At 71.2% G+C, this 22,717-nt stretch carries 17 protein-coding genes; 12 read left to right on the forward strand and 5 right to left on the reverse strand.

Annotated features, from left to right (window positions below; all coding sequences use genetic code 11):
• Positions 1-31: 31 nt before the first annotated feature.
• Positions 32-760: an amino acid ABC transporter ATP-binding protein gene (locus BJ969_RS06505; RefSeq protein WP_184484907.1), complete on the reverse strand. Its 729-nt coding sequence runs from the start codon at positions 758-760 to the stop codon at positions 32-34.
• Between the two features lie 684 nt (positions 761-1,444).
• Between BJ969_RS06505 and miaB the strand changes: the two genes are divergently transcribed.
• Both miaB and BJ969_RS06515 read left to right on the forward strand, forming a co-directional pair.
• Positions 1,445-2,935, forward strand: coding sequence for a tRNA (N6-isopentenyl adenosine(37)-C2)-methylthiotransferase MiaB (miaB, locus tag BJ969_RS06510; RefSeq protein ID WP_184477937.1), 1,491 nt, complete (start codon positions 1,445-1,447; stop codon positions 2,933-2,935).
• Positions 2,932-3,522, forward strand: coding sequence for an Rv2732c family membrane protein (locus tag BJ969_RS06515; protein WP_246456695.1), 591 nt, complete (start codon positions 2,932-2,934; stop codon positions 3,520-3,522). Before miaB ends, BJ969_RS06515 begins: the two co-directional genes overlap by 4 nt.
• Before the next feature lie 175 nt (positions 3,523-3,697).
• Here BJ969_RS06515 and BJ969_RS06520 read toward each other — a convergent pair whose 3' ends face one another.
• Positions 3,698-5,026 (reverse strand): DUF349 domain-containing protein, encoded by a 1,329-nt coding sequence (locus BJ969_RS06520; protein WP_184477938.1) that lies wholly within the window; start codon positions 5,024-5,026, stop codon positions 3,698-3,700.
• Positions 5,027-5,307: 281 nt separating this feature from the next.
• On the opposite strand from BJ969_RS06520, the gene BJ969_RS06525 reads away from it, so the two are divergent.
• The 5 genes from BJ969_RS06525 to BJ969_RS06545 all read left to right on the forward strand — a co-directional run bounded on the left by BJ969_RS06525 (position 5,308) and on the right by BJ969_RS06545 (position 10,621).
• Entirely contained in the window at positions 5,308-6,072 is a 765-nt protein-coding gene (locus tag BJ969_RS06525; RefSeq protein ID WP_184477939.1) for a class III extradiol ring-cleavage dioxygenase family protein, read from the forward strand.
• 54 nt (positions 6,073-6,126) lie between these two features.
• Positions 6,127-7,038 carry a tRNA (adenosine(37)-N6)-dimethylallyltransferase MiaA gene (miaA, locus tag BJ969_RS06530; protein WP_343071261.1) on the forward strand — a complete coding sequence of 304 codons (912 nt, stop codon included), beginning with the start codon at positions 6,127-6,129 and terminating at the stop codon, positions 7,036-7,038.
• A 9-nt stretch (positions 7,039-7,047) separates the two neighbouring features.
• Positions 7,048-7,899, forward strand: coding sequence for a diaminopimelate epimerase (gene dapF / locus BJ969_RS06535; protein ID WP_184477940.1), 852 nt, complete (start codon positions 7,048-7,050; stop codon positions 7,897-7,899).
• Between the two features lie 237 nt (positions 7,900-8,136).
• Positions 8,137-9,507 (forward strand): GTPase HflX, encoded by a 1,371-nt coding sequence (gene hflX / locus BJ969_RS06540; protein ID WP_221316231.1) that lies wholly within the window; start codon positions 8,137-8,139, stop codon positions 9,505-9,507.
• A gap of 40 nt (positions 9,508-9,547) precedes the next feature.
• Positions 9,548-10,621 (forward strand): NHL repeat-containing protein, encoded by a 1,074-nt coding sequence (locus BJ969_RS06545; RefSeq protein ID WP_343071262.1) that lies wholly within the window; start codon positions 9,548-9,550, stop codon positions 10,619-10,621.
• A gap of 278 nt (positions 10,622-10,899) precedes the next feature.
• On the opposite strand, the gene lexA is transcribed toward BJ969_RS06545, so the two are convergent.
• On the reverse strand, positions 10,900-11,583 hold the full coding sequence (lexA, locus tag BJ969_RS06550; RefSeq protein WP_343071694.1) for a transcriptional repressor LexA: 684 nt from the start codon (positions 11,581-11,583) through the stop codon (positions 10,900-10,902).
• A gap of 311 nt (positions 11,584-11,894) precedes the next feature.
• Between lexA and BJ969_RS30045 the strand changes: the two genes are divergently transcribed.
• The 3 genes from BJ969_RS30045 to BJ969_RS06565 all read left to right on the forward strand — a co-directional run bounded on the left by BJ969_RS30045 (position 11,895) and on the right by BJ969_RS06565 (position 16,080).
• Positions 11,895-12,371 carry a LysM peptidoglycan-binding domain-containing protein gene (locus BJ969_RS30045; RefSeq protein WP_246456696.1) on the forward strand — a complete coding sequence of 159 codons (477 nt, stop codon included), beginning with the start codon at positions 11,895-11,897 and terminating at the stop codon, positions 12,369-12,371.
• 273 nt (positions 12,372-12,644) lie between these two features.
• Complete coding sequence (gene nrdR, locus BJ969_RS06560) at positions 12,645-13,130, forward strand: transcriptional regulator NrdR (protein ID WP_184484919.1); 486 nt, start codon at positions 12,645-12,647, stop codon at positions 13,128-13,130.
• Between the two features lie 121 nt (positions 13,131-13,251).
• Positions 13,252-16,080, forward strand: a complete 2,829-nt coding sequence (locus BJ969_RS06565) for a vitamin B12-dependent ribonucleotide reductase (RefSeq protein ID WP_184477942.1) — start codon at positions 13,252-13,254, stop codon at positions 16,078-16,080.
• A 206-nt stretch (positions 16,081-16,286) separates the two neighbouring features.
• Here BJ969_RS06565 and BJ969_RS06570 read toward each other — a convergent pair whose 3' ends face one another.
• Both BJ969_RS06570 and BJ969_RS06575 read right to left on the reverse strand, forming a co-directional pair.
• Positions 16,287-17,567 carry an aspartate aminotransferase type Ic gene (locus tag BJ969_RS06570; protein ID WP_184477943.1) on the reverse strand — a complete coding sequence of 427 codons (1,281 nt, stop codon included), beginning with the start codon at positions 17,565-17,567 and terminating at the stop codon, positions 16,287-16,289.
• Positions 17,568-17,691: 124 nt separating this feature from the next.
• The gene (locus tag BJ969_RS06575; RefSeq protein WP_184477944.1) at positions 17,692-18,006 is read right to left on the reverse strand and encodes a hypothetical protein; all 315 of its coding nucleotides are present in this window, start codon (positions 18,004-18,006) and stop codon (positions 17,692-17,694) included.
• A 165-nt stretch (positions 18,007-18,171) separates the two neighbouring features.
• On the opposite strand from BJ969_RS06575, the gene BJ969_RS06580 reads away from it, so the two are divergent.
• Together BJ969_RS06580 and BJ969_RS06585 are read left to right on the forward strand one after the other, a co-directional pair.
• The gene (locus tag BJ969_RS06580; RefSeq protein ID WP_184477945.1) at positions 18,172-21,504 is read left to right on the forward strand and encodes a phosphodiester glycosidase family protein; all 3,333 of its coding nucleotides are present in this window, start codon (positions 18,172-18,174) and stop codon (positions 21,502-21,504) included.
• A gap of 104 nt (positions 21,505-21,608) precedes the next feature.
• Positions 21,609-22,712 carry a DUF4192 domain-containing protein gene (locus tag BJ969_RS06585; protein WP_184477946.1) on the forward strand — a complete coding sequence of 368 codons (1,104 nt, stop codon included), beginning with the start codon at positions 21,609-21,611 and terminating at the stop codon, positions 22,710-22,712.
• Positions 22,713-22,717 lie beyond the last annotated feature (5 nt).

Raw genomic sequence — 22,717 nt, forward strand, 5'->3', positions numbered from 1 at the left:
CGCGTCCCGCGACGTGCGCGGGACCGCGAGGTCAGTGGGTGAGGATCTTGCTCAGGAAGTCCTGGGCCCGCGCGCTCTCCGGTGCTTCGAAGAACCGGCTCGGCGTGGAGTCCTCGACGATGCGGCCGTCGGCCATGAACAGCACGCGGTGCGCGGCGCGGCGGGCGAAGCCCATCTCGTGGGTGACGACGAGCATCGTCATGCCCTCGGCGGCCAGCCCGGCCATCACGTCGAGCACCTCGTTGACCATCTCCGGGTCGAGCGCGGAGGTCGGCTCGTCGAACAGCATGACCTTCGGCTTCATCGCCAGGGCGCGGGCGATCGCCGCCCGCTGCTGCTGGCCGCCGGAGAGCTGGGCGGGGTACTTCTGCGCCTGGTCGGCGATCCCGACCCGTTCCAGCAGTGCCGTCGCCTCCCGCTCGGCGGTGGCCTTGTCGAGCTTGCGGACCTTGATCGGGCCGAGCAGCACGTTCTCGAGGATCGTCTTGTGCGCGAACAGGTTGAACTGCTGGAACACCATGCCCACGTCGGCGCGCAGCTCGGCGAGCGCGCGTCCTTCGGCGGGCAGCGGCTTGCCGTCGATCTCGACGGTGCCGGAGTCGATCGGTTCGAGCCGGTTGATCGCGCGGCACAGCGTGGACTTGCCCGATCCGGACGGACCGAGCACGACCACGACCTGGCCGGGCGGCACGGTCAGGTCGATGTCCTGCAGCACGTGCAGGGACCCGAAGTGCTTGTCGACCGAGGACATGCGGATCATCGGCGAATCCGGGGTACCTGCGGTCATGCACTCTCCTAGCCCGAGAAGTCCGGATCTGATGGCGAAAATTTAAGCCGCCGGACACGATTAGTCCATATGGTGCGGGTCAACGCAGGTTGCAACTCGGTTACGCGTCCGGGGAAGACGAGGGTTTTCCCGGATTCTCACAAGATCTGCCCGCAGGCCCGCCAACTGCGTGTACGCGTCTCTTCGCGGAGGGTTCCAGTGCGCGATCGATGATCGTTCCGAGCGTTCCCGCTGCTTCTGCTCGGTGACGTTCCGTGCTCGCAGGATTTCGGGTTCGCCCGTACGGCCGCGTTCGTGCGTGACTCGTAGTAGCGCCTGCGGGTGAAGTTCGATTGCGCCATTCGCCACTCATCTCGTACTCGCGGCCACGGCTTCGCCGACCGGATCGAACAATGCCCACTATGAATGAGCCGACCCGCGCGGCGAGGCGTTTTCATTCGATTTCCCCGCCGGTCCGGAAATCGCGCGAGCACGCGGATTCCACCGCGCGGACCCGGTCCGGCGCCGGTCGGCACCGACGAGCGCGGGACCGCGCCACCCGCTCGGAAACGGCGGTCGTCGCAGCTCCGGGAGCTCCTGCGCAGGACCGGCAACGACCGTCGGCACTGGTCTCCGGGCGGCCATCGAACGCTCCTGAGCAGCCGATATGGTGGCGGGGTGAGCACGACGAGCGTTTCCAGGACATATGACATCCGCACGTACGGATGCCAGATGAACGTGCACGATTCCGAGCGGCTGTCCGGAATGCTGGAAGACGCCGGTTACGTGCGCGCCGCGAAGGACCACGACCCCGACGTCGTCGTGTTCAACACCTGCGCGGTCCGGGAGAACGCCGACAACCGGCTCTACGGCAACCTCGGCAGGCTCCGGCCCGCGAAGCAGGAACACCCCGGCATGCAGATCGCCGTCGGCGGTTGCCTCGCGCAGAAGGACCGCAGCGAGATCGTGCGCCGCGCGCCCTGGGTCGACGTCGTGTTCGGCACCCACAACCTCGGTTCGCTGCCCACGCTGCTCGAACGCGCCCGGCACAACGACGAGGCCGAGGTCGAGATCCTCGAATCGCTGGAGACGTTCCCGTCCACGCTGCCGGCCCGGCGCGAATCGGCCTACTCCGGCTGGGTGTCGGTCTCGGTGGGGTGCAACAACACCTGCACGTTCTGCATCGTGCCCGCGCTGCGCGGCAAGGAGAAGGACCGGAGGCCCGGCGACGTGCTCGCCGAAGTGCAGGCCCTGGCCGACGAGGGTGTGCTCGAGGTGACGCTGCTCGGCCAGAACGTCAACGCCTACGGCGTCGAGTTCGGCGACCGGCTCGCCTTCGGCAAGCTGTTGCGCTCCTGCGGCGAGATCGACGGCCTCGAACGCGTGCGCTTCACCTCGCCGCACCCGCGCGACTTCACCGACGACGTGATCGAGGCGATGGCCGAGACGCCCAACGTCTGCCACCAGCTGCACATGCCGCTGCAATCCGGCTCGGACCGGGTGCTCAAGGCGATGCGCCGGTCCTACCGCTCGGACCGCTACCTGAACATCCTGAGCAAGGTGCGCGAGGCGATGCCGGACGCGTCGATCACCACCGACCTCATCGTCGGTTTCCCCGGCGAGACCGAAGAGGACTTCGAAGCGACCCTCGACGTCGTCCGCCGAGCGCGGTTCAGCACGGCGTTCACCTTCCAGTACTCCAAGCGCCCCGGCACGCCCGCCGCCGAGCTGCCCGACCAGCTGCCGAAGGAAGTCGTGCAGGAGCGCTACGAACGGCTCGTCGCGGTGCAGAACGAGATGTCCTGGGAGCTCAACAAGGGCCTCGTCGGCCAGGACGTCGAACTGCTCGTCGCCGAAGGCGAAGGCCGCAAGGACGTCGAGACCCGCAGGCTCTCCGGCCGGGCCCGCGACGGGCGGCTCGTGCACTTCCACCCCGGCGGTGCCATCGACCGCGAGATCCGGCCCGGCGACATCGTGCGCACCACCATCACCAGGGGTGCCCCGCACCACCTCGTCGCGGACGGCGAGCTCAGCGCGCACCGGCGCACCAAGGCCGGCGACCGGTGGGAGGAGGGCCGCAGGCCCAAGACCTCCGGGACCAGCCTGGGGCTGCCCACCTTCGGCGCCCCGGCGGCGCCGCCCGCGACCGAACAAGGATGTGGCTGTTGAGCGACGACGAGCGGCGATCCCGCCCCGAGCCGGACGAACCGGTGGACCCCGGCGACTCGACCAGCCCGGACCTCGACGCTCAGGAAGGGACCGACGTGCAGCGCACGGAACCAACGGACACGAGCGGCACCGACCAGGACCGCGCCGACCGGCAGAGCCTCTCCCAGGCCGAACGCGACCTGCTGCGGCGCATCGACCCCGGCAGCAAAGCCGTCACCATCGCGGCCGTCATCCTGGTCCTGATCGTCAGCTCGCTGCTGCCGTGGATCGGGGACTCGACCGGCCTGGAGATCCTGCTCGGACGCGCCGACCCGGCGTTGGACGTCGGCCTGCTGCCCAGGCTGTTCGCGCTCAACGCCACCATCGTCGGCGTGCTGATCGGTGCGCTGGCGCTCACCACCCGCCGCTGGGCGATCGCGTGGGTGGCGGGGATGGCGGCCATCATCGTGTCCTTCGAAGGCATGATCGCGATCTGGTCCCGACAGACCACGCCTTCGGGCGGCCCCTCGTGGGGTTTGGTGCTCGCCGCGCTGTGCATGGTCGTGCTGGCCGTGCAGTGGATCCGCGTGGTGCTGACCCGGCCCTGACGTCCGCTTCCGGCGAGGACCTCGTTCTCGCGGCGAGGCGAAACCCGCGCGGATCGCGGCTCGGCGGCTCAGCTGCGACGAACCCGTTGGCGCGCCCGGCGACCGCCCGTGCGCAAGAACGGGTCGTGACGGTGCCGGGCGGTGGGCGCCGATCGGGCGCCCACCCCGGAATCGATCAGCGGTCGGCCAGGGCCTGCTCCGCGGCGGAGAGCCACACGCGCCACTGACCGGCCTGCTCGTCGGCCTTCTTGGCGCGCTTCTCGTCGCCCGCCGCGCGCGCCTTCTCGGCCTGCGCCTCGAACTGCTCCACCCGCTCGCGGAACTGGTCGACCCGCGCCTGCGCCTCCGGGTCGGTGCGCCGCCACTGCGCGTCCGACGCCGACCGGACCCGGTCGGCGACCGTGCGCAACCGGCCTTCGAGCTCGCGCATCCGCTCCCGCGGCACCTTGCCGACCTCGTCCCAGCGCTGCTGGATCCGCTGCAGGTGCGCCTGCGCGGCGGACAGGTCCGCGCCGGGATCGATCGCCTCTGCCTCGGTGAGCAGCGCTTCCTTCAACTTGGCGTTCTCCGCGAACTCCGCGTCGCGTTCCGAGAACGCCGCCGAGCGGCGGGCGAAGAACGCGTCCTGCGCGGCGCGGAACCGCTGCCACAGCGCGTCGTCGCTGTCCTTCGGAGCACGGCCGCTGGCCTTCCACTCCGCCATCAGGTCCTTGTAGCGCGTGGCCGTCGCGCCCCAGTCGGTCGACTCGGTCAGCGACTCGGCCTCGTCGACGAGCTCCTGCTTGCGGACCTTCGAGGCCGCGCGCTGCCGGTCGAGGTCGGCGAAGTGCGACCCGCGCCTGCGGTTGAACGCGTCGCGGGCCTTGGAGAACCGCCGCCACAGCTGCTCGTCGGTCTTGCGGTCCACACCGCGCACCGACTTCCACTCGTCGAGGATCCCGCGCAAGCGGTCCCCGGCGGACTTCCAGTGCGTCGCCTCCGCCGCGATCTCCTCGGCCTCGGCGGCCAGCGCCTCCTTGCGGGCCACCGCGTCCGTGCGGGCCTGCTCCTTGTGCGCCTTCGCTTCCTCGACCGCCTTCTCAGCGTGCTGCACGAGGTGTTCGACCAAGGCGCCCAGCGCCTCCAGGTCGCCGACGACGGCGGCTTCGGGCAGTCCGTCGCGCAGGTGCTTCGCGCTGGTCAACGACTGCTTCGCGTCCCCGGAGCGACTGCTGAGCCGCTTCTCGAGCAGCTCGGCCTCGGTGCGCAGGTCGTCGAACTTCCGGGCGAAGTGCGCCAACCCCTCCGACGGCTCACCCGCCTGCCAGGAACCCACGGCGCGCTCACCGTCGACCGTGCGCACCCACACGGTGCCTGCTTCGTCCACCCGGCCCCACTGGCCCGGATTCGCCGAAGCCGCCGGGACCGTGGGCGTTGTCGAGGTGGACCCGGTCCCGGTGACGGCCGCAGCCGCGTCGGGCGTGGCGCCCGCAGTGCTCTCAGGGGTCGTGTCCTGGTGCGTCATGACCGGAATCCTCCTCGGGTACCCGCTTCGGTGCCCGTGCCGGGCACGGGCGCCCCGCGCGTGCGGGGCCGGTGCGCGGCGATCCGGACTCGCGTGGTGAGTCCGATCTCCGCTGGCGCATTCAAACAGGTCGCCCCCGGCTCCGGAATTCCGGCGGTACCACTGCGCGGTCCGCGCGGTCGCGAACGCAGGTCCTGCCAGGTCCTCCGACCGCCCGTCGCGCGCCCCGTTCGGGTCCCTGCTCCGCTCACCGCTGACCGTGACCTTTACCGTGCACGGGTGTGATCACCCGCATCGCCGTGGTGCCTTACCCGCCGTTGCTCGTCCCCGAACTGACCGTGCGGTCGACTTCGCTGATCGAGCCCGTGCGGAGCGCGTGCCTGCGCGCCACCACCAGTTTGACGGAAGCCGCAACCGAATGGGTGGCCGTCGGTGTAGATCGTTCCGGACCGGCGGTCCTGAGCCCGGCCACCACCGGCACGTTCGCCGGTTACGGCGTCGACGTCCCGGTGGCGCTGCGGGAGAGGGCGGAGCGGTCCGCACCGCCCGACCCGGACCTGCCGCTGCCCGCGCTGGTCGCCGGTCTCCTGCGCGCGCAGGCCGGTGCGCGGTCGGTGACCGTGCGGCTGCTGGCGCCGGACACCCCTGCCGACCAGGCCGCCGAGCTCGGTGCGCGGCTCGACGCCGACGGCCCTGAGACAGGGCTGCTGGTGCTCGCCGAAGGCGGCAGCCACCGGGACGAACGATCACCGCACCTCCCCGACCCGCGGGCGGCCGGGCTCGACGACGCCCTGCGCGACGCGCTGCGCGACGTCGACGGACCCGCGCTGCTCGGGCTGGAACCGCAGGAGTGCGACGAGCTCGGCGTGCACAGCCGGGCCGCGTGGCAGGTCGCCGCGGGCGTCGCCGCGACCGGCACGTGGCAGGCGGAGCCGCTGTACTCGGACACCCCGCTGGGCATCACGTACCACGTGGGCGTGTGGTCCAGGGCGGTGCAGGAGCCCGGCGCGAGCGCTCTGCGCGGGGAATCGCCGCTGCGCCGCTGACCTGGCGTCGGCCCTGGGTGAATCGATCGGGGGACAGGCCTTACAGTCGCCACCGTGTCCGCCGCATCCACAGCTCGACCGGTGGCGATCGTCGGGCCCACCGCCACCGGCAAGTCGGATCTCGCCGTCGAGGTCGCGATCGAGCTCGGCGGCGAGGTGATCAACGCCGACGCGATGCAGCTCTACCGCGGCATGGACCTCGGCACCGCCAAGCTCACCGAGGCGGAGCGCCGCGACGTCCCGCACCACCTGCTGGACGTGCTCGACGTGACCGAGGCGGCCTCGGTCGCCGCCTACCAGCGGGAAGCGCGTGCCGCCGTCGAGGACGTGCTGGCGCGCGGACGCACCCCGGTGCTCGTCGGCGGCAGCGGCCTGTACGTGCAGGCGGTGCTCGACGACCTGCGGTTCCCCGGCACCGACCCGGACGTGCGGGCGCGCTGGGAGGAGGAACTGCGGACCTGCGGCGCGGCGGCGCTGCACCACCGCCTCGCCGAACTGGACCCGCCCGCCGCGGCGGCCATCCTTCCCTCGAACGGGCGACGCCTGGTGCGGGCGCTGGAGGTCATCGAGATCACCGGGCAGCCGTTCTCGGCGAACCTGCCCGTCCCGGGCCCGCCCCGCTACGACACCGTGCTGATCGGCCTGGACCGGCCCGTCGCCGAACTCGACGACCGAGTCGATCGGCGGGTCACCTGGATGTTCGACACCGGACTGGTCGCCGAGGTGCGCGAACTGGCAGACCACGGCCTGCGCCACGGCCGGACGGCGTCCCGGGCGCTGGGCTACCAGCAGGTCCTGGCCGAGCTCGACGGATCCGGCGACATGACCGTCGCCGCCGCCGAAACCGCCCGCCTGACCAGGCGCTTCGTGCGCAAGCAGCGCTCCTGGTTTCGCCGCGACGACCGCATCCACTGGTTCGAGCCGGCGACGGCGAGGCCCGGGATCCACCGGCTGCTGCGCACGTAGACTCGTCACGTGCGGTTTTCCGAAGGACCTGAGTTCACCAAGGGCCACGGCACGCAGAACGATTTCATCGTGCTGCCCGACCCGGACGGCGAGCTGGAGCTCACCGATGCCCACGTGCGCGCGCTGTGCGACCGCCGTCGCGGCCTCGGAGCCGACGGCGTGCTGCGCGTCGTGCCCGCGGGCGCGGTGCCCGACGCCCCCGACGACGTTGACCCGGACGTGTGGTTCATGGACTACCGCAACGCGGACGGGTCGCTCGCCGAGATGTGCGGCAACGGCGTCCGGGTGTTCGCCCGCTACCTCGTCGAAGCGGGGCTGGTCGAGCAGTCCGAGTTCCCCGTCGGAACCCGAGCCGGGATCCGCTCGGTCCGCACCCACCCGGACGGCGGCAGCACCGTCGACATGGGCGCGGCGCGGATCTTCGGCGACTCCGCGGCCACGCACGGCGGCAGGGAGTTCGCCGGGGTCGCGGTGGACCTGGGCAACCCGCACCTGGCGTGCGTGACCGAGGCGGACCTCGACGCGCTCGACCTCGCCGAAGCGCCCGAGCACGACGGCGGGCTGTTCCCGAACGGCGTCAACGTGGAGTTCGTGCGCCCCACCGAACCGCAGCGGGTGCGGATGCGCGTGCACGAACGCGGGGTCGGCGAAACCCGTTCCTGCGGCACCGGCACGGTCGCCGCCGCCGTCGCGGCGCTGCGCGCCGACGGGGAGAGCACCGGTCGCCGGATCGTCGACATCCCCGGCGGCACCGTGCAGGTCGACGTGACCGAGACGACGACGCTGCTCACCGGGCCCGCGGTGCTGGTCGGCGGCGGCAGGCTCGATGCCGGCTGGTGGCGGCAGGTCGAGGGCGGCTGAACCGCCTCGGGCGGTGGTCACACCGTTCGAAGGGTGAAAACCGCTCGCGTGCCGTGGGACAATGGTGCCGATATGAAGAATTCCGCACTGTGGTCACATGAGGCAGGCACCCCGGCCGGTGCCCGCACGACAGCCGAAGCCGACGACGGCATCCGCCTGGACGGGGAAGCCCCGCTCGACGACGGCGACTTCGGCTTCCAGCCCGAATCCGACCTCGCGGACCCGTCCGCGGGGGAGATGGCACTCGAAGAGCGCGCCTCGCTGCGCCGCGTCGCGGGGCTGTCGACCGAGCTCGCGGACATCACCGAGGTCGAGTACCGGCGCCTGCGCCTGGAACGCGTGGTGCTGGTGGGCGTCTGGACCGAGGGCGACGCCGCGCACGCCGAGACGTCGCTGGCCGAGCTCGCCCGGCTCGCCGAGACCGCGGGCTCCGAGGTGCTCGACGGGTTGGTGCAGCGCAGGCCGCGCCCGGATCCCGCCACCTACGTGGGGTCCGGCAAGGTCAAGGAGCTGCGCGACGTCGTGATCTCCACCGGTGCGGACACCGTCATCTGCGACGGTGAACTGTCCGCCGGTCAGCTGCGCCAGCTGGAGGACAAGCTCAAGGTCAAGGTCATCGACCGGACCGCGCTCATCTTGGACATCTTCGCCCAGCACGCCAGCTCCAAGGAGGGCAAGGCCCAGGTCGAGCTGGCTCAGCTGCAGTACTTCCTGCCGCGGCTGCGCGGCTGGGGCGAGGCGATGTCCCGGCAGGCGGGCGGGCGCGCCGGTGGCGCCACCGGTGGTGTCGGTACCCGTGGTCCCGGTGAGACGAAGCTGGAGACCGACCGCCGGTTGATCCACAAGCGGATCAGCAAGCTCCGCAAGGAGCTCAAGGCCATGAGCACCGTCCGCAGCACCAAGCGCGGTCGGCGCGAAGCGCAGCACGTGCCCGGTGTGGCCATCGCGGGTTACACGAACGCGGGCAAGTCCAGCCTGCTCAACGCCCTGACCGGGGCCGGTGTGCTGGTCGAGGACGCGCTGTTCGCGACCCTGGATCCGACGACGCGCCGTGCCGAGACCCCGGACGGCAGGCCGCACACGCTGACCGACACGGTCGGCTTCGTCCGGCACCTGCCGCACCAGCTGGTGGAGGCGTTCCGCTCGACGCTGGAAGAGGTCACCGCCGCCGATCTGCTGGTGCACGTCGTGGACGGTTCCGAGCCGCAGCCGCACGAGCAGGTCTCCGCGGTGCGCACGGTCGTCTCCGACATCGCGGCGGAGCACGGTGCCCCGGTGCCGGAGGAGCTGCTCGTGGTGAACAAGGTCGACCAGGTCGACCCGACCCGCATCGCGGAGCTGCGCCAGTTGCTGCCGGGCGCGGTGTTCGTCTCGTCGCACAGCGGTGAGGGCATCGCCAACCTCCGCGAGCTCATCGCCGAGCGGCTGCCCAGGCCGGATGTGCTCATCGACGCGCTGGTGCCCTACACCCGCGGTGAGCTGGTGGCCCGGGTGCACGCCGAAGGCGAGCTCGTGGCCGAGGAGCACACCGCCGACGGGACCCGGTTGCGGGCGAAGGTCCGTTCCGACCTGGCCGGTGCGCTGCGCCCGTTCGTAGGAGCCGGATGAGCAGGACGGGGAAGGCTCGGGCCGTCGTCGTCCTCGCGCGGTGACCGAGCCGGTGCGCACTGCCCGTCGTCGGTCGTGCGCGTTCGTCGCCGCCCTCGCGTTGGTGGGCGTCCCGACGGGGGTGGCGACCGCTCAGAGCGGTGTCGCGCCCGAGCAGCGGTGCCGGATCAGCGACCCGAACTTGACGGAGTTGTCGGGCTTGTCCTCCGACGGCCGGTACTGGTACGCGGTCGACGACGGCGGGAGCTCGATCCGGGTCAGCTTGCTCGACCGCGGTGATTGTTCGGTGCGGGACGTGTGGACCTCCGAAACCGACCCGTACGACGTCGAGGACCTCGCCCTGGCGCCGGACGGCGCGGTGTGGCTGGCCGATACCGGCGACAACCGGCGCCAGCGGAGCACCGTGGCGCTGCACAGGCTGACCGAGGACGGCGACTCGACGCTGTACCGGCTCAGCTATCCGGACGGCCCGCACGACGCGGAGGCGATCCTGCTCGACCGGGCCGGCACTCCGCACGTGGTCACGAAAGAGCCGTTCGGCGTGGCGTTCGTCTACCGCCCGGCCGCTGCGCTCGCGGCGGACGCGACGGTGCCGTGGGAACGGGTCGGCTCGGTCGCGCTGCCCACCACGGATTCGCCGGACGGACCGATCAAGGGAATCGGCACCCGGCTGGTGACCGGCGGGTCGGTGAGCCAGGACGGGACCATGATCGCGTTGCGGACCTACACCGAGGCGTACCTGTTCCACGCTCCCGACGGGGACGTCGCCGCGGCGCTGCAACGTCCTCCGGTGCCGTTGCGGTTGCCGCCCGAGCCGCAGGGCGAGGCGATCGCCTGGGAGCCGGACGGCACGCTGCTGACGACTTCCGAGGGACTGCAACCGGTGTTCGCTCTGCCTGCCGCGGCGGCACTGCTCGCCCCCGCGGAGCCCGAAGCCCCACCGTCCCCGGAAACCCCGGACGCCGACCCCACGCCCCAGGCGCATCCCGACGAGGACGGCACCGCTGACTCCGAGCCGACCGGCGAGGCGTTCTCCACCGCACCCGCGCTCGTCGTGGCCGGTGGCCTCGCCGCTCTCCTGCTGTACTTCCTGGCCCGAATGCGCCGCCGCTGACGGCAATCCTTGATCATTATCCCGCTGGCCGCGAAGCCGTTGAGCAACGACCACAGCGTGAGAGGACTACTCGCGAGTCCTCACGTTCTTTTCGTGAGGACAGCGATTTTCGTGTGTGGCGAAGCCGGCGGCTTCCTCGTGGGACGGCGATTTCGTGATGTAGGGAGCTACATGAGAAATCGATCCCGCAGAGTAGGGAGCCGCCGCCACACGACTCCCACTCAGGCCAAGAACAAAGACAGGTTCCGAGGCCCCGGCCGCTCTCCGAAAGGTTTCCCTCAGAGGCGGCGCAGGACTGCTACTACCTTGCCCAGGATCGTCGCGTCGTCGCCGAGGATGGGCTGGTACGCCTCGTTGTGCGGGACGAGCCACACGTGGTCCTCGGTGCGCTTGAACGTCTTGACGGTCGCTTCGCCGTCGATCATCGCCGCCACGACGTCACCGTTGTCCGCGTCCGGCTGCTGGCGCACCGCGACCCAGTCGCCGTCGGTGATGGCCAGGTCGGTCATCGAGTCGCCGACGACCTGGAGCAGGAACAGCGAGCCCTCGCCGACGATCTCCTTCGGCAGCGGGAACACGTCCTCCACCGATTCCTCGGCCAGGATCGGGCCGCCGGCGGCGATCCGGCCCACCACCGGGACGTACGCGGGCTTCGGCCTACCGGCGAGCTCGGACTGCTCGGAGTCGGCGACCAGCACGCCCACCGTGCGCGGGCGGTGCGGATCACGCCGCAGGAAGCCCTTCCGCTCCAGCACCCGCAGCTGGTAGGCGACCGACGAGGTGGACGTGAGGCCCACCGCGTCGCCGATCTCGCGCACGCTCGGCGGGTAGCCGTGCTCCCGCATCCAGCTGCGGATCGACTCGAGCACCTTGAGCTGCCGGTCGCTGAGTTCGTCGGTGCCCGGCTGTTCGGGGACCGACGAGGCGGGCGCGGTCGGCTCCGCTGCCGTGCCACCTCGGATGTCGGTCACGATCGCCTCCGCGCCGCGAGAACCGTTCGTCGATCCGGCGCCGTCGGACGTGCCGCCGAGTTCGTCGTTGATCGATTCGGTCGTATTGCTGACCACCACTGCCTCCTGTCCTCGTGAACGGGACTGCTCGTGACTCCGATTTCCACAGTAGACGGGGCGAAGTGGAAGATCAAACACCTGTTCGAGTTAATTTGAGTCAGACCCTGGCGCATTCGGGCACTGTTGGTACACAATCGCACGCAGGTTCGATCGAACACCTTTTCGATCTTGTACGTCGATCTGCGGGCCGGTCTCCGGCCCCGATGCTGGAGGTGCTCATGGTGGCGATGTCCGGTGCGGCGACCCGGTCGCGATCCGGCGCTGCGAGAATGGGATCACCGGCGGTTCCGGCGGGTGGGCTCTCGCTGCCGCGCGGGGCCGTCGCGGCCGAGCCGCCAATGCTGAGGGCTGCGCGGTCCGCTCCTGGGGCGGAGGCGGCGCGGGCTGGGTGGCTCGCCGCCGCCCGCGAGTGCGCCTGGCTCGTCGCGGTGGGTGCCTGCGCATTCGTCGGCGTCCTTCTGTTCGGCGTGCTCGCGCTGGATTCGGGAGCGCGGCCGGTGCCGGATGCTACGGCGGTCGCGCGCGTGGCGGACGGCGACACGCTGTGGTCGGTGGCGGCGCGTTTCGCTCCGGACAGTGACCAGCGTGCGGTGGTCGGGCGGATCGTGGAGCTCAACCGCCTCGGCGCCGACGGGTCCGGGTTAGGTCGCACGTTGATCGTTCCCGCGCAGCGCGGCTGACGCCCGGGGCGTCATCTCGCCCGCCTCTCGGGGTGTCGGCTGGGGCTTCCGCAGGTCGCTTGGTTCGATGTCACTCGACCGGGCGGGGAGGGGTGGGTCGGTTTGCTTCCCGATCTGCGGCGGATTAAAGTCGACCACAACATCTAGTAGTTACGCCGGTGTAGTTACTCCACAGGTTGGGATCACGGAGTATTCACGCGTCCACGGACCGTGAGCGCGACCGGCTACCGCGATGGTGTGGGTGACGACGACGCCGGGAAGGGGGTGAGTCCGATGCGGTGCCCGTTCTGCCGAGGCGACGATTCGCGAGTGGTCGACTCGCGCGAGGTCGAGGAAGGCCAGGCGATCCGGCGCAGGCGATCATGTTCAGCCTGCGGTCGCCGGTTCACGACGGTGGAAGAGCTCGTGCTGTCGGTCGTCAAGCGTTCCGGCGTCACCGAGGCGTTCAGCCGGGAGAAGGTGGTCCGGGGAGTGCGGCGCGCCTGCCAGGGTCGTCCCGTGGAGGAGGACGCGCTGCAGCAGCTCGCGCACCGCGTCGAGGACGCGGTCCGCTCCCGGGGTGTGTCGGAGTTGTCCAGCCACGAGGTCGGACTCGCGATCCTGGGACCGCTGCGCGAACTGGACGAGGTCGCGTACCTGCGGTTCGCCAGCGTGTACCGGGCCTTCTCCTCCGTCGAGGACTTCGAGAAGGAGATCGCGGACCTCCGGGACGCGGCGGGCGTCGTCGCCCGTGCGGCCGAGGAGAACGCAGGTGGCTAGGTCGAAGCGGCGGCACGCGAGGCGCGGGTCGGCGAACGTGGGTGGGATGCGACCGAACCGGACGGGGAGCCCGGACGGTGGCGGGAATGCACGAGCGAGCAACAGGGAAGAGGGACAGGTCATGACAGAGACCGTGGGCAGCCCGGCCGGCGCCGCGGGGGAGCCGGATTCAGGTGCTCGTACCAAGGGCATCCGGGTGCAGCGCGTCTACACCACCGAGGGGGTGCACCCCTACGACGAGGTGTCGTGGGAGCGCAGGGACGTGGTGATGACCAACTGGCGGGACGGTTCGGTCAACTTCGAGCAGCGCGGAGTCGAGTTCCCCGACTCCTGGTCGCTGAACGCGGTCAACATCGTGACCAGCAAGTACTTCCGCGGGGCCCAGGGCACCGCGCAGCGTGAGAGCAGCCTGCGGCAGCTGATCGACCGGGTCGTGAAGACCTACGTGCGCGCCGGCGTCGAGCACGACTACTTCGCCACCGACGCGGACGCAGAGGTCTTCGAGCACGAGCTGACCTGGATGCTGCTGCACCAGGTGTTCAGCTTCAACTCGCCGGTGTGGTTCAACGTCGGCACCAGCTCGCGGCAGCAGGTCTCCGCCTGCTTCATCCTCTCCGTCGACGACACGATGGAGTCGATCCTCGACTGGTACAAGGAAGAGGGCCTGATCTTCAAGGGCGGTTCCGGCGCGGGCCTGAACCTGTCCCGGATCCGTTCCTCCAAGGAGCTGCTGTCCTCCGGCGGCACCGCGTCCGGGCCCGTCTCGTTCATGCGCGGCGCCGACGCCTCCGCGGGCACCATCAAGTCCGGCGGCGCCACCCGCCGGGCCGCGAAGATGGTCATCCTCGACGTGGACCACCCGGACGTCGAGGAGTTCATCGAGACCAAGTCGAAGGAAGAGCGCAAGATCCGCGCGCTGCGCGACGCCGGGTTCGACGTGGACCTGGGCGGCGCGGACATGGCCTCCGTGCAGTACCAGAACGCGAACAACTCGATCCGCGTGAACGACGAGTTCATGCGGGCCGTGGAGAGCGATGGCCGGTTCGGCCTGCGCGCCCGCACGGACGGCTCCGTGGTCGAGACGGTCCAGGCGCGCGACGTGTTCCGGAAGATGGCCAAGGCCGCCTGGGACAGCGCCGACCCCGGCATCCAGTACGACGGCACGATCAACGACTGGCACACCGCGCCGGAGAGCGGCCGGATCTCGGCCTCGAACCCGTGCTCGGAGTACATGCACCTGGACAACTCCAGCTGCAACCTGGCCTCGTTGAACCTGATGAAGTTCCTGCGCTCGGACCTGACGTTCGACGCGGAACTGTTCGAGAAGGCAGTCGAGCTCGTCATCACGGCGATGGACATCTCGATCAGCTTCGCGGACTTCCCGACCGAGGCCATCGGCGAGACGACCCGCAAGTACCGCCAGCTCGGCATCGGGTACGCGAACCTGGGTGCGCTGCTGATGGCCACCGGGCACGCCTACGACTCCGACGGTGGCCGGGCGCTGTCGGCGGCGATCACCTCGCTGATGACCGGTACGGCCTACAAGCGGTCGGCTGAGCTCGCCGGCGCGGTCGGCCCCTACGAGGGCTACGCCCGCAACGCCGACGCCCACCAGCGGGTGATGCGCAAGCACGCCGCGGCCAACGACCTGGTCCGCACGTACCACCGCAACGACGTGGCCGTGCACAAGCTGGCGACGAAGGTCTGGCAGGACGGCCTGGAGATCGGTGCCCGCAACGGGTGGCGCAACGCGCAGGCGTCGCTGCTGGCCCCGACCGGCACGATCGGCCTGATGATGGACTGCGACACCACCGGGGTCGAGCCCGACCTCGCGCTGGTGAAGTTCAAGAAGCTGGTCGGCGGCGGCTCGATGCAGATCGTCAACCAGACGGTGCCGCGGGCGCTCAAGGCGCTGGGCTACCAGGAAGAGCAGATCGAGGCGATCGTCGAGTACATCGCCGAGCACGGCCACGTCGTGGACGCCCCGGGGCTGCGCCCCGAGCACTACGAGGTGTTCGACTGCGCGATGGGCGAGCGTTCGATCGCTCCGATGGGCCACGTGCGGATGATGGCCGCGGTGCAGCCGTTCCTGTCCGGTGCCATCTCGAAGACGGTGAACATGCCGGAGGCGGCTTCGGTCTCCGACGTCGAGGAGATCTACTTCGAGGGCTGGCGGCTGGGCCTCAAGGCACTGGCCATCTACCGGGACAACTGCAAGGTCGGCCAGCCGCTGTCGGCGGGCAAGGGCGACAAGTCCTCCTCCGAGAAGGAGGTCGAAAAGCAGATCGAGTACCGCCCGGTCCGCAAGCGGCTGCCGAAGAAGCGGCCCAGCCAGACGGTCTCGTTCACCGTGGGCGGTGCCGAGGGCTACCTGCACGCCGGTTCGTACCCGGACGACGGCCTGGGCGAGATCTTCGTGAAGCTGGGCAAGCAGGGCTCGACGCTGGCGGGCGTGATGGACGCCTTCTCGATGTCGATCTCGGTGGGCCTGCAGTACGGCATCCCGCTGGAGTTCTACGTCTCGAAGTTCCAGAACCTGCGCTTCGAGCCCGCCGGCATGACCGACGACCCGGACGTGCGGATGGCGGGCAGCGTCCTGGACTACCTGTTCCGCAGGCTGGCCCTGGACTACCTGCCCTACGAGAAGCGCGCGCAGCTGGGCATCTTCACCTCCGACGAGCGCACCGCCCAGACCGCGGACTACGGCTCGGGTTCGACGAGCGGCGGCGAAGTCGACCTGGACACCATGCGCTCCACCGTGGAGTCCTCGGTGTCGGATTCGCGCCGTGACGAGGACGACCGCGGCGCGGGCAGCTCCACGGAGCTGCTGGAGCTGCGGTTGGGCAAGGCCGCCGACGCGCCGCTGTGCATGACCTGCGGTACGAAGATGCGCCCGTCCGGTTCCTGCTACCTCTGCGAGGGCTGCGGCTCCACCTCGGGGTGCAGCTGATCGAGGGCACGAGCGCTCGGGACGACCTCGATCGTTTGCGAGCGTTGACCTGAAGTAGCACTGCGGCGGGTGGTCCGGCTTGATGCCGGGCCGCCCGCCGCTGTCGTGACCGGCTGCGGACGTGTCTTCGTCGGCATGCCGCACCGATGCGAAAGCGGGGGCCGATCGTGTGATCGGCCCCCGCGCTCGTGTCGTCCTCCCCGAATTCAGCCTTCGTGTTCGGCCAGCAGCTTCTCGGTGCCGACGAGTCGCACGCACGTCGCGAAACCGGCGATGGCCACCTCGAGCTCCGACTGCTCCGGGTAGGTCGGCGCGATGCGGATCACCTGGTCGAGCGGGTCGTCGCCCCGGGGGTGGGTCGCGCCGGCCGGGGTGAGGGCGATGCCGGCCTCCTTCGCCTTGGCGACCACCGCGCGGGCGCAGCCCGCGGGCACGCGCACGGTGATGAAGTACCCGCCCTCCGGGCGGGTCCACTCGGCGAGGCCGGTCCCGCCCAGTTCGGCGTTGAGGATCTTGTCGACCGCTTCGAACTTGGGCCGGATCACTGCCGCATGTCGGCGCATGTGCTCGCGGAGGCCGTCCGCGTCGCGGAGGAACCGCACGTGCCGCAGCTGGTTGATCTTGTCGGGACCGATGCTGCGCTTGGCGGTGCAGCCCAGCCACCACTGGACGTTCGCCGGGGAGCTGCCGAAGAAGGCGACCCCGCCGCCAGCGAACGTGATCTTCGAGGTGGAGCCGAACACGAACGCCCGGTCCGGATTGCCGTGCTCGGCGCAGAGCCCGAGCAGGTCCGCGATCGCGGCAGGCTCATCGCCGAGGTGGTGCACCGCGTAGGCGTTGTCCCAGAAGATCCGGAAGTCGGGTGCGGCCGTGGGCATGGCGGCCAATCGGCGCACCGCGTCCTCGGAGTAGACGGCGCCATCCGGGTTGCTGTACTTGGGCACGCACCAGATGCCCTTCACCCGCGGGTCTTCGGCGGCGAGCCGCTCCACGACGTCCATGTCCGGGCCGTCCGAGGTCATCGGCACCGGGATCATCTCGATGCCCAGCCGCTCGCACAGCGCGAAGTGCCGGTCGTAGCCGGGAACGGGGCACAGGAACGCGATCTGCGGCTCGTCCACCCAGCGGCGCTGCCCGCCGGGCAGCGTGCCGAGCAGCGCGAACACGAGGGCGTCGTGCATCAGTTCCAGGCTGGAGTTCCCCGCGGCCAGCAACTGCTCCACCGGCACCTGCAACGCGTCGCTGAAGATCGCCCGCAGTTCGGGCAGGCCCTGCAGCCCGCCGTAGTTGCGCAGGTCGGTGCCATCAGCGGACACCGCGGCTTCCGGTGATTCCAGCAGGCCGGCGGACAGGTCGAGCTGCTGCGGCGACGGCTTCCCCCTGGTGAGATCCAGTTTCAGCTCGCGCGCGGCCAGCGCCGCGTGGTCCTGGCGGGCGCGATCGCGCTGGACGGTCAGCTCGTCGATGGTCGAGGCGTGAGCGGTCACCGGAGTCCCTTCACCGTGAAAAACGTGGAAAGCCACCGAGACAGCCTAATGAGGCTCCACGCCGGGCCCACGCGCTGGTCGGCCGCCGCTGCCGAGCTGGAGCCGTCGCGGTGGACGTTCTCGTTCAGCCGGTGGGTGCGGTACCGCCCCGAGCGAGCATCCGCGCGGTCACGGCGACTCCACCGGCGGCCGTGAACACCGCGGGCCACGCGCCGATTCGCCGCGCCAACGGGTGCGATCCGGCGAGCGCGCCCGCGTACGCCGCTCCGAGCACGAGGGCCCGGCCGCCGCCGCTGCGCCGTCGGCAGCTCTCCATCGCCGCGAGCCCGCCCGCCCCCGCGACCAGTCCGCTCCAGGAGCGGTGCCGTTGCAGCCTGGTGACGGCGAAACCGGCGACCAGCCCCGCCGACGAGAGCAGAGCGGGCGGAACGCTGCGCATGACCTGGCTCCTTCGCGTGGAAGTGGTTCTTCGACTGTACCGGCGCCCCCGGCGCCGCCGGAGCCGATCGATCGGCATGGGCTGTTCGAGTGTTGTTCAATTCGGCGCTCGCATCCGGAAGCACCGGTGCGATCTGCTGTTGTTCCGGCGTACTCGGGAGGTTGCATGCGGTCGCGCGGTCTTGTCGTGGTGGTGTCCGGGGCGGTGCTGGCGGGTTTGGTGACCGCGCCCGCGGGGGCGAGCGCACCGCTCGGACCGCCGCCGGTGGAGGACGTCCCCGCCGCTTCGGCTGCCGAGCAGGGACCGGTCAGCGTCCGCCCCGGAACGAAGCGGGCGTCGGGCGCGGACGGATTCGAGACCTCGCGGGACACGTCGACGCTCGCTCCGGGACTCACGTTGACCGAGTTCGACCGCTACGAACCGGAAGGCTGGCTGCGCGGTGATGTGCTCACCGCGGACTTGGCCGGTTCCGGGTTGCGGCCCGAGTACCTGAGTCCGGGTGCGGCCTCGGCGCGTGCTCCGCTGGCCGAGCAGCTCTCGGGTGCGATCGCCGGGGTCAACGGAGATTTCTTCGACATCGACGCCTCCGGTGCGCCGCTCGGCGCGGCGATGTCGGACGGTGAGCTGCTCAGCGCACCCGCCGCCGGGCACAACGACGTGGCCGCGGTCGGCGGTGCCCGAGCAGCCGGGCGCTTGATGCAGGTGTTCCTGGCGGCCGAGCTGACCCGCGCGGACGGCACGGTCACACCGATCACCGACCTGAACGCGCCGACGATCGCGCCGGACGGCATCGGCCTCTACACGCCGTACTGGGGCGATGCTTCCCGCGGATCGGTGGTGGACGGACGTGCGCCGGTCGTGGAAGTGGAGGTGGCCGGTGACGTGGTCACCCAGGTGCGCCCCGCCCCGGCGGAAGGTCCGGTTCCCGGCGGCGCGGTGCGCTTGCTCGGGGTCGGCGGCGGAGCCGAGGCGCTCGGTTCGCTGCGACCGGGTGACCGGGTCGACGTCCACTACCGTCCCCGCGAGCAGGGCGCGGACGTGGTGGTCGGGGGCAACAAGGTGCTGCTGCGCGGGGGAGAGGTGCAGCAGGTCGACGACGTGGCGCTGCACCCGCGCACGGCCGTGGGGTTCTCCGCGGACGGCACCAGGATGTGGCTGGTCACGATCGACGGCAGGCAGGCCGACAGCCGCGGCGCGACGGAGCGGGAACTCGCCGAGCGGCTGCGCGCCCTGGGAGCGGCCGACGCGATCAACCTGGACGGGGGCGGATCGTCGACGTTGCTGGCGCGGGAGCGCGGTGCCGCCGCCGCGGGCGTGCACAACTCGCCGTCGGACGGTGAGCTGCGCCCGGTGCCCAACGGGATCGGGTTCTCCACCGCGCCGGGCAGCGGGCGGCTGCGCGGATTCCGCGTCGAACCGTCCGACGGCACGCGGGTGCTGTCCGGGCTCACCCGGCGCCTGACGGCGCACGGCCACGATGAGACCGGGGCCCCGGTGGCGGCGGACCCGGCGTGGTCGGCCTCGCCGGGCGGGGGCCGCGTGGACGGCGGAGTCCTGCGCGCGGGACGGCCGGGGACCAGCACGGTCACCGCGAGCGCCCCGGGAGGCTCGGGATCGGCCGAGCTGACCGTGCTCGGAAGGCCCGTCCGGATCAGCGCGGACACCGCACGGGTGGAGCTGCCCGCGGAGGGCGCGCGGGGCCGGTTCCAGGTGCTCGGCCATGACGCGGACGGTTTCGCGACCTGGGTGGAGCCGGCGGACGTGCGGCTGGAGTACGACCGGCGGGCGGTGCGGATCGAGCCGGACGGGGACGGTTTCGCGGTGACGGCGCTGTCGCCGTCGGCGAGTTCCGCGGTGACGGCGCGGGTGGGCGATCAGGTCACGCACCTGGGCGTCACCACCGGCTCCCGGCCGGAACCGCTGGCGCCGCTGGACGGACCCGCGGGCTGGAACGCCACGGCTTTCCCGGCATCGGTGCGCGCATCGTTGAGCGAGGCGCCGGGGCGCGCGGGAACTCCCGGCCTGGCCTTGGACTACGCGCTCACCGGCAGCACGACGACGCGCGCCGCCTACGTCAACGCCGATGCGCCGCTGCCGCTGCCACCGGGGACGCAGCGCGTGGGGGTGTGGGTGAACGGCGACGGGAACGGCGCGTGGTTGCGCGGCACCGTCGAGGACGCGGCGGGCGTGGCCACCACGGTGGACCTGGCGCGGAACGTGGATTGGACGGGCTGGCGCTACGTGGAGGCCCCGCTGCCCACCGGGACGTCCGGCGCGTTGCGGTGGCAACGGCTGTACGCGGTCGAACCCGACGGCGCGCGGCAGTACGCCGGGAGGTTGGTGTTCGACGAGCTGACCGCGCGGGTCGCGCCCGACGTGGCGGTCCCGCCGAACCCGCGGCCGCGGGATCCCTCGGTGGTGCAGGACGCGACGTTGCCGCCTGCTCCGGGAGCGGCCCGGATCGCGGTGGTCAGCGACGCCCAGTTCACCGCTGACGATCCGGACGGCCCGCTGGTGGCGTTGGCGCGGCGGTCGCTGCGCGAAGCGGTGGCCGCGCGGCCGGACGCGTTGGTGATCAACGGGGATCTGGTGGATCGGGGCATCGCGGCCGATTTCGACCTGGCCCGCCAGGTGATCGATTCGGAGGTGGGCGGCCGGGTGCCCTGGTACTACGTGCCGGGCAACCACGAGGCGTCCGGGCCGGGTGATCTCAGCGAGTTCACGGCCGAGTTCGGTGCGACCCACCAGGTCGCCGACGTCGCGGGCAGCCGCGCGGTGCTGCTGGACTCCTCGGCTGGGTCGCTGCTCGGCGGCGGGTTCGACCAGGTGCGGATGCTGCGGTCGGCGCTGGACGAGGCGTCGGAGGATTCGCGGATCCATTCGGTCTCGGTGTTCCTGCACCACCCGCCGGACGATCCGGGGCCGGGCGAGGCGTCCCAGCTCTCCGATCCGAAGGAAGCTGACCTGATCACCCGCTGGCTGGCCGATTTCGAGCGGGAGACGGGGAAATCCGCCGCGCTGGTGTCGGGGCACGCTGGCGTCTTCCATTCGTCCACGGTGGACGGCGTGCAGGTGGAGGTGAACGGCAACTCGGGCAAGCAGCCCGCGGCCGCCCCCGGAGACGGTGGCTTCACCGGGTGGAGCCTGCTGCGGATCGATCCCTCCGATCGGAGCGGCCCGGTGCGGTGGGAGACGCGTCCGCACGTCGATCGGCTCGAACTGGCAGTGCCGCCGGTGGCGGTGGGAGCCGACGTACCGGTGGAGGCCGACGTGGTCCAGGGAGATCGGGTGGTGCCGGTGCGATATCCGGTGAGCGCGGACTGGGAAGGCGGCCGGTCGGTGCACGTCGGGCGGCCCGACGAGGCGGCTCCGGGCTCGGTCGCCGCCTTCGATCCGGCCACCGGGGCGCTGACCGGGCTGCGGCCGGGGCGGGCCGAACTGAGCGTGATGATCAATGGGGTGAAGAAGACCACCGAGTTCACGGTCACTCGGAAGTGAGTTTTCCAGGTCAGGACACGAAGTTGTCCACAAGCGATCGATTCGTCCACAGATTCGAAACTTGACCCTGCGGCGGCTCGCCCGGCCCCACCGATGTTCTGGGTATGACCGCTACTCCGCTCAACGCACGCATCCGCATCGGCGACGCCGGCGAGGTGCTGGCCGCCGTCCCGCACCTGCTCGGCTTCACCCCGGCCGACTCACTGGTGCTGCTCGGCCTGCACACCGCCGGGGACACCGCCACGTTCGGCCTCACGCTGAGGCTGGACCTGCCACCGCCGGAACATCGCCGCGCGCTCGTCGAATACGTCTCCACCGGCCCGCTGGTCCGGCGGGGCGTCACCGGCGTCATCGTCGTGGTCACCGGATCCGGCACCGTCGAGCACGGGCCGCCGGGCGATCCGCCGCCCGATCGGTCCGACCCCGACCCCGCCCCCGGCGACGATGTCGACGCCCCGCAGCGCGAGCTGATCGCGCTGCTGCGGGACGGGCTCGACGAGGCCGGGATCGAAGTGCTGCACGAGCTATGGACCGATCGGCTGGAGGCGGGCGGATCGTGGCGGTGCTACGACGATCCCGTGTGCGGCGGGCGCATTCCGGATCCGAAGCGCACCGCGCTCGGCGCCGCGATGGCCGCCTCCGGATCGGTGACCTTCGACAGCCGCCAGGAGCTGCAACGGTTGGTCGCGCCGGAATCCGAACAGGTGCTGGCCCGCTGGTCGGCACGGCTGACCGGCATGACCGAGGACCGGGAGCGGGAACCCGCCGGGGTCGGCGTGCACCGCGACGTGTCGATCGCGCTCGCCGGGATCCGCCGGACGGCGGCGGGGGAGGCGCTGACCGAGGACGACCAGCTCCGCATCCTGCTCGCGTTGTCCGACCACCGGGTCCGCGATCTCTGCCTCGGGGTGGCGCTGGGCGAGTCCGCGCTCGCCGCCGAGCAGCTCTGGCTGGGCCTGGTGCGCAAGGCACCGGAACCGGAGGTCGCCGAGGTGGCCGCGCTGCTGGCGTTCTCCGCGTACCTGCGCGGCGAAGGCGCGCTGGCGAGCGTGGCGCTGGAACGGGTGGAGGCCGGTCGGCCCGAACACGCGCTCGGCGGACTGCTGCGCCGGGCGCTGGACACCGGCGTCTCCCCGAAGGAGATGGCCGAGATGGCCAAGGACGCGATGACCGACGCCCAGCTGATGATCGAACAGGAGGAGTCCTGATGGGC

Source organism: Saccharopolyspora gloriosae, assembly GCF_014203325.1.
Lineage (GTDB): Bacteria > Actinomycetota > Actinomycetes > Mycobacteriales > Pseudonocardiaceae > Saccharopolyspora_C > Saccharopolyspora_C gloriosae.